This is a genomic window from Pedobacter folensis, assembly GCF_056490665.1.
This window is the reverse complement of record NZ_JBWJIF010000002.1, coordinates 1,183,540-1,197,664: the sequence shown is the minus strand read 5'-3', so window position 1 is coordinate 1,197,664 and position 14,125 is coordinate 1,183,540. Positions and strand designations below refer to the sequence as shown.

Genomic DNA, 14,125 nt, shown 5'->3' with positions numbered 1-14,125 from the left:
CAAGTTTAAGGAGTTGGAAATAATTGTGTTCTTGGTACGGCACGTTTACCGGTTATACCTGCTGATGGAACTTCATATTCGAGATATGCCTGTTGTCCGCCAACATTTTCGCGGTGATGTGCTTCAATTTTATATCTGATACCACGTTCTAAACGAATGGTTGCTTTTCGTTCTGGTTTATCCCACTGTGTGGTATAATCGTCGATAATGGCTTTTCCGTTGATAAATAGTCTCGATCCATCATCCCAACGGGTTTGATAGAAAATATAGTCGCCCCTTACCGGTGCCAGGAACTCGCCCACCCATTTGGTAGCGAAGTTATCCCTGCTCAAAGAAGCGCCGGCAGTATTTTTTACATTATCCGGCCAGCCATCGCCCGAGAATTCGATCGTACCATCTACCCGGGTTGCAAAAGGCTCGCGCCCATCGTCTGGTGCCAGTTGTGTATTGGTGTAATATTTGGCAATCAAACCCGTTCCATTTCCAATAATTGGCGAGTTGTTATCCAGGTTTACACTTGGATCAACCACCACAATTACTTTTCCTTTTGTAGGATGGATAACATGATTGGTATTATCGCTCAAGCTTAAGGCAAAGGCGAATTTTTTATTGGCTACAATATTTGCATCGAATACCGGCCAGGGAATAGATAACCTCACTGTGGCATTCGTTGCACCGGTATTAAATCTCACCAAGGTATCGATGGTAAAATCTTTAGCCGCCAGGTGAATCGCATTTGCCGGCAATACCCCGCTTGATACCAGGGTGGCAATAGTATCTACATTATCCCTAATTTTTACATTAAAAGCTGTTGAAGGCGCATTATCGAGACTGATAATTAGGGGGATAATAACACCTGCAGGTCCTACCTGATAGTTAGGTCCCTGAGTTACGCTATAGATCCCTCCACCCTGAAAACTTAAAAAATGAATGTCGGTAGATTTTAATAATTCTTCGGTGTTGATGATCACCAGGATATTCGATTTACCATTGGCAATTTTATTGCCTTTACCTGGTGCTGAAAGTTTTAAGGCAAAAACCACTTTTTTACCAAAATAACGCTCCAATACCGAGCGGCGAACAATGGCTACTCCTTCGGCATTATCTGTTCCGTAGGATACATTAATTACGTTTGGATATTCTACCGCAGCTGAAGGCATGAGTACCGCATTGGTTAAACCACCATTATTGATTAATTGCGTTACTGTATCGTTATTTAGGGTTAAGCCTACCTGAAAAGCTTCTTCCGCAGTTCCAGAAAGGGAAATTTTGAAGGGAACTTTAACAAACTGGTTATCTATTGATACATTGCCCACAACAATTCCTTCGCCGGTAATACTTCTGCTTGCCGAAGGCGGTAGATCCAAATCATCTATTTGAGATTCTTTACAAGAATAGGCAACAATCATGATTGTCAAACCCATTAATACGCTGTATATAATTTTTTTCATGTTCGATATTTAAATGATCAATATTCTTGTTTATTGGTCTAACCAAACCCTGCCATCAAGCGCCCATCGCTGGTTATTGGCAATTTTTAACCAGTTCACCATTTGTGCGGGTATATCAGTGGTTTGCGGAACCAGGAGCGCTAAGGAGCTGGTTGAAGGCGGACAGATTAAATCGTTAAAATTTTCCCAAACGTATGGTCCCTGCAATTTAAAATCGCGGGCCTGTGAAGAAAGATCAATCATCTTATCGCCATTGCCATCAGTTGCCGGCCAATAGCCAACCAGGAAGTTGTATGAAGGGTGGCTCTGATCGATTGATGTTTCGCAAGAGTATTGCTCAATTACACCATCCGGAACAGCTAGTTTAAAGAAACGGATGTCGGTTACGTAATAATCAGGCTCTCCATGGCCCTGGCCATTTAAATAACCCAGTTTCAATGCATTCGAATTGGCTAAAGAACCCGATCCGGTGATTTCTAACTCGTTGTTAAATTTTCCGTTGGTATAAGTTCTGATAAACCTTTGGTTACCGCGCTGTTCTAATTTAACCGAAAGATTTTCCCATCTGCCCTGAACGATATCAGCACCTCTGCATTGACGGTAATCGCCATCTTTTGTACCCCTCCATTCGAAATACCAGTAACGGTCTTCTAAATAAATAACCCAACCCACACTCGGGTGACCGCTAGACCATTCGTTTCTTTTACCTAAAATACTCGGATACGAAATCTGCTCCCGGTTCTTTTTAACTTTAAGCTCAATGGTCATTTTGGTGGTATCATCTATATTGTAAACGCCGGCATCTTCGCTGGCCACTTCTGCCCTAATGGCTGTACCAGTCATTTTTACGGTTTTACCCAAATACCTGTTGCCGGTAAAAGGCTTTACCAGGATTCGTTTATTATAACTGGCGCTATAGTAAATGATAAAAGCATTATTTGCCGGTTTGCTAAAAATGGTTTGATCGTCGGTATTGGGCGGAAGGGTAAATGCACCACCATCACTAGAGGCGATAATAACCAGCCAATCTTCGTTAACATAATTAGGACGTTTTTTTAATGCAGCCATCATCTCGCCCACTCCGGTATCGAATTTTTCTATTGCCGATTTATAGTTCGGGAACGAATTATCGTAACCATATTGTGCGCCGGCTTTATCCACATCGGTAAAGTGGCCTAAAATTACTGAAGCGGTATCGGTATTTAAATCGTTAATTACCGAAGCTTTAACCTGGTCATCGTTAGTGGCCAAAGTGCTGATATCTGCACCTGTTGTTAATGATTTAAAAACCGGAGATGAGGTATGTGCCACAATTTTGGTCTGTGGCCTGCTCTCTTTAATTCTTTTAAAGATGACCGGGTAATTCTGCAGGTTGTTATTGCTCAGGTTATCATCGTTTACGAGGTGTTTCGCCTTTTTTACTCCGGTTAACATACTCGCCCAGTTGCTGGCATTCTGTGTGGCTTCGGGTTCATTTAAGCTCACCCAACTGTAAACGGAATGTGGTAAAAGCGCCGTAATATTTGGAATATTAGCTGCCGCTACCGATTGTCCCCTTGCTCCATCAACCACCAGGTATAAAATCTTACGGCTTCCGTATCTTACTTTTGTGGTATCGGTACCGTCTTTATCTACAAGTTTTCTATCGAAATCTTTATTGCAGGAAAATATGGCTGTTGTAATTACGGTGGCCATTAAAGCCAGCAGCAATTTATATTTTTTCGTCATGCTCATCTTAATTTATATTTAATTGGCTTCTGGTTATTCGATAGTTACCCTAACGATGTTATAAAAAGGTTGGTTATCAAAGCGGTTAAAACCTCCGATTAATAACAGTGCTTTTTTGCCGTCTGCAGATTTCGTTTCAATCACATCAGAAAGTCCTCCCGAGAATGGTCCGGTAGCATTATATCCCGGCGCCAGCAGTCCTGCAGGGGTAAGCACCATAAAACCGTTTCTGGTTACGTTGTTGTACTTTTTAAAACCACCGCTTACTACAATTAATCCTCCTGAAAGCTGGCGGGCAAAATAAGGGTAACCGCCTTCGAAGAATTTAGCGGTGAAAGATTCATCCAGACTGCCATCTTCATTAATTAGGGCCATTCCATATACAGGTTTACCATTGTACTTTGTAAATGCGCCTGTAATCAGGTATTTTCTGGTGGTTGCATTATAGGTAAGTGACGTTATCGCGTTATCTACACCACTACCCGGGTTAAAGCTTGCATCTTTAGTACCATTGGCATTTAACCTTAAAATACGTACTGCAGGCTGATCATCGAAGGTGCTGAAGTTTCCAAATACCATTAACTTTTCAAGGTTGGCGGCATCGGTATGCATATAGGTATCAATAGGGCCGTTTGCACTCACATTACCTTTATTGGTTGCGGTATTAAAACGATAGGTTTTATCTAAGGAACCATCTAAATTGAACCTTAAAATCTGGCGGATTTCGGTACTATCCAGAATTACGGTATCTCTGGTAAAATCGTAATTGTCTTTATCGTAAGTTCTTTTTACGTAATACCTGAAATTACCTGTTGCCAGAATTTTGCCCTGATGCGGGTAAATGCGGCTAATGTATTCGTTGGTACCACCATTAAATTTAGGAAACCATTTTTGGGTAACCGTATCGGTTAAGGTTGGTTTCCGCTTGGTTTGGATTTTAATGGTATCAATCGCGCCATTAGGATATAAACTGGTTATATTGCTAATGTGCTCTGTACGCTGGTTATAGCCACTAAAACCACCGGCGATGATGAAACGTCCGCCAATTTCGATTACTCTTGACAGCGAGCCATTTGCGCCCCTGCCTGTTCTGAAAGTACGGTCGTAATCGCCATCTAAAGAGGTCCTGGCAATTCTGTTAATCGGTGTGATTAATCCTTTATTATCATAATTGGTAAAACTGCCAAGCACCAGTGCCCTGCCATCAATCATTTCGTAAAACTGACTCACATAACCATTTGTTCCGGCTGTTGCCTTAAAGGTGATGTCGTTTTTGATCAGGCCTGATACCGTAAACTGCGGACCTAAAATCAGCTGATCGCCAATAGCAATGGAGGTGATCCCTGTACTTCCGGCATCGGGAACCTTCACCACGATAGCCGATTCGGTAACGCTAAGCACTTCTGCTTTTTCGCCGTTAAACATGAACGTTAATTTATCTTTAAAAGGCAGTAAACCTTTAGCCTGTATGGTTACGGTAGTACCTACAATCCCTTCTGCCGGAACCGGTAATAAAGTTTGGCTAATGCTGATACCCAGTGGAGCCTTCCCATCTGCATATGGATCTTCGCCTAATTCTTCTTCTTTCTTACATCCCTGTATAACTAAGGAGCATAGAAAAAATACGATTAGCATGTATTTTATTTTTTTCATGATTCTATTCTTTTAAAATTATAACAGGCTAATTATTATTACTTGGTGTTAAACCAGTGTTATATACATCATTAAAAAACTCATATAAATTGAAACCGAGGTAAGCACCCTGGTATCTTAACGAGTGTACCATTCCGTTGGTGGGTTTAATATCAGATGATGCAACATAATTGGGGTACCAGTTATCGTTCGGTTTTGATACATCGGGGATATAAGAGAGCACAAGCTGCCTGTAACCGATGTATTTAATTCCGTTGGCATCGTAAAAAACGACCCCAATGTTGGCTACATCATTGTTATAATCGTAGTGTAGGGCGCCAGGGTAAATACTTCTTAAGTTCAGATCGATCTGCGGATAATCTTTTAACATGTTTACACCTTTAAACATATAACGTTGCAGGTATTTACGCCAAACGGCCGGACTGATCTGATCGAGGGTTTTTACGGTATCTCTTCCCGATTCATAAAGTAATTGGTTTAACGATTCGAACTTTGGGTTTCTATCTCTTTCGTTAGTGTGGATATTGCCGATCGTTCTCCGTACTACATCATCATCAAAAGCAAAAAAGGTGAAATTCTCCGAACTAAACTGTTGTTCCATCCCAGCCAGTTTTACAATTTGGGCCACTGTATCAAAAGGCACTTTTTTGGCCTGAAGATACTGCATCATGTTCCCATCAAATTCTGCCTTCGCCTTCCCTCCATCTATATAATACTCATCACGCTTACAGGCATTTAAAACAAGTAAAAGTGCTGCACATGCAATAATTAGCTTTTTCATATCTTGTATAATTTCTATTTAAAATTAATTACCACCATTAACCCAATAATCGTTTAACCGCATAAATGGATTGTTATTTAAAGCATTTCCACTTATTGGCCAGGTCCATGCGCCACGGCTAAATTTATCTGAAGTAAGTACGTTGTACGACCATTGGCTGCTTAAAATTCTTTTGGTACGCACCAAATCGAAATAATGGTGCCCTTCGCCAATTAATTCTCTGGATCTTTCGTAAAAAATAAAATCCTTTAGGGTAGAGCCACCCCCACCAGCATATCTTGATGCCTGCGCCCTGTCTCTTACCATATTCACCAGCTTAGTGGCTTCGGCATCTTCTCCTAAATCGGCAAGTGCTTCTGCGGCCAGTAAAATTTCGCCACCATACCTGAAAATCATGAATGTGTTATCAGGGTTGGCATCTTCTTCACCGGTTGAGAAAGAATTCTGCGCAAATTTTAACATCATAAATTTTCCATTATCGGCATAAATATCTTCGTTAAACCAGGTGGTAATTCGCTTATCGCTACCATCCTGAAAAATTTTCTGCATGTACTCTCCTCTGAAATAAGCAAAACTTACCCGGTGGGTATATTCTGGTCTTTTGTATGGGTAATGCAAAAACATATCGGCCACAGGTGCAGTATTGGTATTTTGATCGCCGTAGTTTATACTGCGGTAAAACTCGAACAAACTCTCATCTGATCTTCCTTTAATTACGGTGGCCCATTCTGTAATCGGCAATAACCTGTATGCACCGCTGGCAATCATTTCGCGACCTAAATCGGCAGTTTCCTGATAATATTTTTTCGAATTGTTGGCATCAAAACCCGCATTCCACATGTTCATTTCCATAATTAAGGCAATGATGCTCCCGCGGCTGGCCCTTACTCCTTTTAAAGATGGGTCGGTATAGGTCCATGGAATTTGATTTTTATAGGTTTTAAGATCAGCTATACATTTGTTTAATACAGAAACAAAGTTTTCGCGTGGCAAAGCTGTAGAGTGAAAGGCATCGGTATAATACACCACATCGCCATATAACCTGACCATGATAAAGTAACTTAGCGAACGGATAAATGCAGCTTCGGCTTTATACTGGTTTTTCTGCACATCGCTAAGTCCGGGTACACCTTCGTCCAGCTTCGCAATTAGAATGTTGGCACCTTGTATCGCACGGTAATAATCGGTCCAATCGGTAATTCTGTTGAAGTTGTAAAAATCCCATGGGCGACCGCCTGATAATAAACCTAACAGGTTGTTTTTACCTAAAATTTCGACAAACTCGCGGGCTGGTGCTAAATCGGACTGGCTTTCGTATAATACTTCGCCAGAGCGGTATTCGCCTGTTGCGCCTATAAAATGCGTTTCGTTAAACTTACCGAAAACAATACGCGATAAATCGTAAATATTGGCTTCTACATCTTCTTTAGATTGGAAGAAGTTATTTCCTGATAACTTATCTAAAGGTTGGATATCCAGAAACTTTTTACAAGCAGGCAATGAAAACGATGCTGCTAAAATCAAAGAATAAATGATAAACTTTTTCATAATAATATCTATTAATTGCCTGTATTAAGTTCTAACTGTACACCAATGTTATAAGTACGCGGAACAGGATATCCTGTAGAAATATCGCGACCCAGTGTGGTTACGTTTTCAGGATTTGGCCCGGTGTACTTAGAAAAAGTAATCAGGTTATCTGTAGAGGCATATACTCTTAAACTGCTCATTCCGAAACGGGCGATAAACTTTTTATCGAACATGTAAGAAAGGGTTACATTACTTATTTTTAAATAGGTTCCGCTTTCCTGCCAAAGTGTTTGGTCGGCCCTTAATGGCTGAATCTGATCAAACCTTTTGTAATCATACGGATATGGGTATTTTGCAATATCACCAGGTTTGGTCCAGATGTTAAGGTCGTTTAATGGCACTACCGATTTTAATGAATAGGGATCGCGCATAATGGCTATCCTGTCGGCCAGGGCATTATTTAAAATGGTTCTGTCGGCAGTATAAGTGGCATAAACATTTAAGCCCCATTTTTTATACCTGATATTGGTTGACAGACCACCTGTGATTAAAGGCTGGGAATTACCGGTAACTTCGTAATCGCGGCCATCTAAAATATAATCTCCGTTTACATCTTTCATAATTGGATCACCTCCTAAGAAAAACTGCCCGTTTGATTGATACCGCTTACCCGTTACAGGGTCGGTTGGCACATCGGCATCGGTTTGGTAAACGCCCTGATTGATTCTTAAATAGTTAGATAGTGTGTTTCTACCTACGCGGTAAACATTATGCTGCAGGTAACCGGAACCATCAAATTTGATAAACTGCCCATTATATTCTGCCGGGAGTTTTAACAGCACATCGCGGTTAAGTGCACCATTTACAGAAACCGAAACATCAAAATCTTTGCTCGCAACAGGTCTCACTGTAATCATGATCTCCGATCCGTAATTGGCAATACCTAAATCGTTACTCGCCAGTTTATTAAATCCGGTCGTATTCGATAAAAGCCTGTCGAACAATAAATTATCAACCTTTTTAAAATAGGTATCGAAGTTTACAGAGATTTTATCGTTAAATAACCCTAAATCGAAACCTAAGTTGTACTGACTTGTAGTGGTGGGTTTTAAGTTAGGATTTGGAATAATATCATAATCGATTCCAATGGTTGGGTTATTGTTAAAGTTATTGTTCAGGTTATAAATACCATAAATACTTTGGAGATTACCTGTTGGCACAATATTTTGTCCCCAGGTTAACCTCAAACTACCGTACGATAACCATTTCATATCGGCCAGCCAGTTCTCTTTATTAAAGTTCCACCTTAAACCAATGGAAGGGTTTTTAGAATATGGATTTTCCAATCCGCTGGATGAAGTACCATCTAAACGGTAAGAAAATTCGGCTACATATTTTTTATCATAATCGTAGGATACCGAACCTGCAAATGATGCAATGGTTGCGTTCTTATAGTTAGACAATACCCCACCACCACGCGAGTAGTAGGCATCGTAACCCAATGGCCCCTGCAACTGATCGTTAGGTGTTCTTTCCTGACGGGTAATACCGGCCTGAGCGCCCTGTTTGTAAATTTCGTTAAAGGTGTTTACAAAAAGGCTGTGTTTTTCGCCAAAGGTTTTGGCGTAGGTAATCCCATTTCTGTTATACAACTGGAAATTTCTGCCTACATAATCGTACACTTTAGCAAACTGCCCGTTTGCGGCCGCCGGCGTAAAGGTAGATTCGGTATCAGAAGTATAATCGTAACTTAATGTAGAAGATACAGCCAAACCTGGAATAAACTCGTAACGTGCTTCTACGTTAGTTCTTAAGTTTCTGGAATTGTTATCGTTTAATGTTTGTAATGCCGATAAAACCCCTCCTGATGCCTGATAAAAAGATGGTGGTGGCAATAAGGTAGATACCTGACCATTTGCAGCTACCCCCGATTGTAATAAACCTACGCCATTTCCTTTGTTCTGCTTTCCAACCGAACCGTTAATAAAACCAAAAAATCTAAATTTATCGTTTGGTTTAAACTCCATGTTCATATTGAGGTTGTAACGGTTATAACCAGTGTTTTTGATTACCCCTTTTTCGGTATAATAACCTAAGTTGGCTTTATAGTTAAATCGAGGATCGCCGCCATCTAAAGCCAGGTTATGACTCTGGTTGTAGGTATTTTGAAAAAATACATCCTGCCAATCGGTAGAGTTGTTCCAATAAGCATTTAAACTATCGGCAAGGAATGAAGTATTGGAAATCCTCCTGATATCATCCACATTGGAAGCATTTAAAATAATCTGCTGGATTTTTAATGATCTTTCCGAATTACCACCTAAAGTTTCGCGAAGTTTTGGTGGAGTTTTAACGAAGAAATTAGATACATACCTAATTCTCGGAACTTTAGAGTTACCTCTTTTGGTGGTGATGATAATTACACCATACGCACCCCGCGAACCATACATAGAGGTTGCCTGTGCATCCTTTAAAATCTGGATGTCTTCGATATCTTCCTGAGGGATTAATGAAAGCGGACTCACACCCGGTCCCTGGCTCTGAAAACCAAACTCTGCAGCTTTATCCGCATCTAAGGGCACACCATCAATAATATAAAGCGGTGAAGTTGGCTGCAAAAATGATTCGTTACCGCTGCCCGAGATACTTAAACTGGATAATCCACGAACCTGCACCGAACCCCTGAAACCTGGCGCTCCGGTATTGTTCTGAATGTTTAATCCCGGCACTTTACCTTGTAAAAGTTGCTCTACGTTAGAAACCGGAATATCCTGAACCTCTTTGGCCTGAATTAAAACCGAAGATCCTGTAGTGGTTTGTTTAGACCTTTTCTGGTAAGCTACAATAACAATCTGATCCAGCTCTTTGCGGTCTTCAGAAATGGTTACGGTAATATTATTCTGATTGGTAATTTTTACACGCTGCGTATTGTAACCAATAAATTTGAATATTAAAGTAGAACCCTCGGGTACGTTAACGGAAAATTTTCCGCTGCCGTTGGTTTGCGTTAATCCTTTATTGGTGCTTTCTAAAATAATAGATACACCCGGAACGCCCTGTTTTGTTTCTTTATCAACAACGGTACCATTCACAAGGTTAAATTTCTCTTGCGAAAAAGCACTGGTGCCAAGCATTATACACACCACAAGTAATGTATAAAAAAGTATATTTCTTTTCATCATATTAGCTTTAAATATTGCCTATTCGCTGATAAACTTTGGATTATCTGTTTTGAAGTGAAATACAATTTCCCAATCTCCGGCCTGGTAAATGGCAAAATCGACCCCGAAATTGGCAATGATACGGCCACCACCAAAAGCCCCCCTGGAGTAACTCAACTGTGCTTTCGCTCTCGATCCTCCCGGCGCATAAAAAGTTGGGATTTCTACCAGCGGAATGGGATAAGCCACATCGTACTGCACATACTTATCCGTTTTCTGCATGTTAAAACCATGTATCATTTTATCCCAAACGGTTTCGTTAAAGGAAGAAGGATTAATTTCAACTGAATCCTTATTTAAGGCTTTAATGCGGAGCGAGTGACCATTACCGCCTGTAAACGGACGGATATATACCACTACATCTTTCTGATCGTTGTTACTGATCAGATTTTTGTTTGTGGTAGCACCAACCACATTGTTTAGGTATGGGCGGATATAATCCCTCAACTTTTTATCCAGCGGAAATTTAGGATCGGGAGCAGGCAAACCGGTGTAAGCATTAAAATCATTAGAAGGCTCGTAAGGTCTTTCTCTGAAAGGTCTGATCTGTAAATCTCTGATTAAACGTTCGCCACCAGTATTTTTAATTTTCACATCAAAAAAGCGGGTATCCTGAGAGAAGTTTGTACTATCAATTGGTCTTGGTTTGATTAATTGATTGGTAGATGAGCCCCAAAGGATAAACTCTCCCGACGAGCGTATCTCAAATAAAGAGTGTACTTCTATCTTTCTTTTAGCCTCTATTTCTGCCAGGCTTTTTTCTAAGCCGGTGTATGGTGCAATGAACACGTAAGTGGGTACTTTCTGAAAAATATCGGTAACAGGTTTACCATCACCAAAACGTGCATTTACAATTTCGAAGGTGATGGGTTGCGTAGAATTATCGCCGTTGAAACCTCCCATTAAGTTGGTTCTGCCAATGATCGGTTCAAATACTTTATTGCTAAAGTTTACATTATTACTCAGATAATCTTTTTCTTCAGGCAGGTCGTACAGTTTTTTACATCCGCTAAAAGCGATTAATGCAAACAAAACCATAACCATTTCTATTTTTACGATTGACTTCATAAGTTTCGTTAGTTTATTTTTTCTATGTCCCATCACCCTATTTCGATTTGTTTATAGTCCATTCTGCAAGCTGGAAGGTACCTCCACTTCTTAACTCCGTAATATTGATGCGGTAATACTGGTAGGCAACGGTATTGGTACACCTAAAAACTTTTTGCTGATACCTTTCTTCAAAAAAGAAGTTGCTTACCCGGTGTAACTCGGTCCAGTTTATGCCATCCTGCGAGCCTTCGTAAGTCCAGGCTTTCGGATCTCTTTCCACTGCATCATTTGCCGATATTAAAGTATAAACAGAAGATACCTCCGGCGTTTTAAGTTTAAACTGCATGGTTAAAAACCCTTGCAAATCGCATAAAAACTTGGTATGATCATCCCCATCGATCACTTTTTTAGAGTTTTCTCCACTGGTAGGCCCACCGCCGTTTTCGCGGTTAGCAGAGAAGGTACCACCCACGGTAACCATTAAGTTTGGCGGAGGTGGAATAAAAGTTAAGCGGGTAACAAAGCCATCGAAACCGAAAATATGATCGGGACTGATTACATGCACAATGCCATTTTTGGTTTTGATGTTGTTTGAAGCAGTTGTACTGGTAGACCAGTTTCTGATAAATTTGCTCTTTTTGGTATTGCTAAACTGAATCACTTCGGGTCCGGCGCCTACCTCACCCGAGGCAGAGCCCCGCACCGACTTGGCATGCATGGGATAACCTACTTTAACACTGGTTAAGTTAAGTCCATCCTGCAGTTTCAAAGAATCAGATGGTTTTACACCTCGGATGATATAGTAAGAAACCATCGTATCTAACTGTATTCCATCAATGTTTGATAAAAACAGCGGGTCCTTATCCGATTGTTTTCTTAAGGTATTTAAGTTTCTTAAGGCCAGCTGAAAACTTGGGTTGGTCACTGCAAAAAGCGTTACATTACTATCGGTAAGGGTTTTCTTCAAGCCCATTCTATCAACCGCTACAATTAACGAGTCGTATACCCCTGGCTTACTTTTTAAATATTCGTATATGTTTCCGTTATAGGGTACTGCGCTATCTTCCACATCGTAGTAGCCTCCATTTTTTTTACAAGCCGAATAAATGACGGTGAATAACAAGAGTATTGTTAGCACACCTATATATTTTATAAAATTTTTCATATCAATATTATTTAGCGCCAGTAAGGATTCTGAGTTAATAAACTGTTTTGAGCGATCAGCCTGCGCGATATTGGCCAGTAGATCCCACCCGAATTGATCAAGGTCATAAACCGGGCATCGTTCTGCTTAATTTTATTGTACCTGATTAAGTCGTACCACCTATGTCCTTCTCCCAATAATTCGCGGTGCCTTTCTTCGAAAATGATTTTGATGATATCATCTTTACTGAAATCGAATTTTATTTCAGTATCAACAGGTAAACGCCTGCTCATTACCTGTTTTAATTCATCAGTCGCTCCCTGTTGATCGCCTAAAACCGATAGGGCTTCGGCCCTTAACAGGACAATATCTTCTAAGCGGGTAAAGATTAATGCACTGGTAAAATACCTGAAGTTTGGATCGGTACCCCCGCCCTGAATAACCTTTATTTTACTGAATATTGGATACTTACCATTTAAATTGACGAAATACCTGTCGAATTTCGATTGACCCAGCGTATCGATTGAGAACCGCTCGTCTTTCGCCAGATTGAAATATTTTAAGATCGAATCTTTGGGCAGGTAGATATCAGGAACTGATTTGGTTATAATCGGCTCTGCAAGGGTTAGTTCTTCAATATGACCGGTTGATGAACCATCGATATGCCCATAATCTGAATTAAAGCCAAACATTTGTCGGTTGTTTTTATTGTAGAAAAACCCGTTTGAGTTGCTTAAATCAGTTGTTGAGGTATAACCACCTCCGCTTCTGCCATAATTATCTTCAACAAATTTGGTGTATTTGGCAACACTCGCATAATCTGCATTCCAGGCGGCAACGTGCGATAGTACGGCATAAGCCGTAACTTTAGTCGCTAAAGCGCCTCCCCATCTTCCGCCGCCTTCATTATAATAGTCGCCTGGTTGCTGAATATCGTTTCCGCTATAAATAAATGGCAGATCAGCCGCAGCCCTTAACATTTCTAATTCTACCCAGGCTAAAACCTTGGCCTGTTTTTCTCTTGGTTTATTTTCGAAAGCGCCCTCGTTTGAAGAGATGATAAAAGGGACATCGCCCCAGATGCGCACCATGTAGAAATAAGCAAAAGCCCTTAAAAATCTAGCCTGAGCAATATCTACCGTCATGTTATTATCCGAGTAGCGTTTATCGGTTGCTTTAACGTGTGCGATATTTTCCAGAAAAACATTGGCACCATTTACAATGGCATAAAACCTGGTCCAATCAGAAAGTGATTCTACTACAGGATAAGATGCATTTAAATTGTTGCTGATAACCGCTTTTAAATCCTGTCTTTTCGGACTTGTAAATTCACCTGGTCTTACGTCGCCATAAATCCAGTGACTGTTGTTGTCAGATAGTGCGGCTCTGGTTAAGGCATAAACCCCCAGAATTCCGGCACGGGCATCTTCTACCGTATTCCACATATTTTTTTCGCCCACCACCCTGCTCGAGTCGGTTTCTAACGCTTTATTGCAGCTGGTTAAAGCCATTACAATAAGCAGAAATGCGTATAATATATTTTTCATCGTTATTGATGTATTTTGAG

9 protein-coding genes are annotated in these 14,125 nt (G+C 40.6%); all 9 read right to left on the bottom strand.

Going from position 1 to position 14,125, the window contains the following annotated elements; translation table 11 throughout:
- Window positions 1–5: 5 nt before the first annotated feature.
- From AC04QZ_RS13745 to AC04QZ_RS13705, 9 genes are read right to left on the bottom strand one after another with little or no spacing between them, the layout of a single operon-like run.
- The gene (locus AC04QZ_RS13745; protein ID WP_478358216.1) at window positions 6–1,451 is read right to left on the bottom strand and encodes a PA14 domain-containing protein; all 1,446 of its coding nucleotides are present in this window, start codon (window positions 1,449–1,451) and stop codon (window positions 6–8) included.
- 30 nt (window positions 1,452–1,481) lie between these two features.
- Complete coding sequence (locus AC04QZ_RS13740) at window positions 1,482–3,179, bottom strand: alkaline phosphatase family protein (protein WP_478358215.1); 1,698 nt, start codon at window positions 3,177–3,179, stop codon at window positions 1,482–1,484.
- Window positions 3,180–3,212: 33 nt separating this feature from the next.
- Entirely contained in the window at window positions 3,213–4,832 is a 1,620-nt protein-coding gene (locus AC04QZ_RS13735) for a DUF5008 domain-containing protein (RefSeq protein WP_478358214.1), read from the bottom strand.
- A gap of 28 nt (window positions 4,833–4,860) precedes the next feature.
- Complete coding sequence (locus AC04QZ_RS13730; protein WP_086549055.1) at window positions 4,861–5,613, bottom strand: hypothetical protein; 753 nt, start codon at window positions 5,611–5,613, stop codon at window positions 4,861–4,863.
- 24 nt (window positions 5,614–5,637) lie between these two features.
- Window positions 5,638–7,161 carry a RagB/SusD family nutrient uptake outer membrane protein gene (locus AC04QZ_RS13725; RefSeq protein ID WP_478358213.1) on the bottom strand — a complete coding sequence of 508 codons (1,524 nt, stop codon included), beginning with the start codon at window positions 7,159–7,161 and terminating at the stop codon, window positions 5,638–5,640.
- Between the two features lie 11 nt (window positions 7,162–7,172).
- Window positions 7,173–10,325: a SusC/RagA family TonB-linked outer membrane protein gene (locus AC04QZ_RS13720; protein ID WP_478358212.1), complete on the bottom strand. Its 3,153-nt coding sequence runs from the start codon at window positions 10,323–10,325 to the stop codon at window positions 7,173–7,175.
- A gap of 18 nt (window positions 10,326–10,343) precedes the next feature.
- A complete protein-coding gene (locus tag AC04QZ_RS13715; protein ID WP_478358211.1) occupies window positions 10,344–11,432 on the bottom strand; it encodes a DUF5007 domain-containing protein in 1,089 nt (362 codons plus the stop codon).
- 37 nt (window positions 11,433–11,469) lie between these two features.
- Window positions 11,470–12,579: a fasciclin domain-containing protein gene (locus AC04QZ_RS13710; protein WP_478358210.1), complete on the bottom strand. Its 1,110-nt coding sequence runs from the start codon at window positions 12,577–12,579 to the stop codon at window positions 11,470–11,472.
- Between the two features lie 11 nt (window positions 12,580–12,590).
- On the bottom strand, window positions 12,591–14,105 hold the full coding sequence (locus AC04QZ_RS13705; protein ID WP_478358209.1) for a RagB/SusD family nutrient uptake outer membrane protein: 1,515 nt from the start codon (window positions 14,103–14,105) through the stop codon (window positions 12,591–12,593).
- Between the last annotated feature and the right edge of the window lie 20 nt (window positions 14,106–14,125).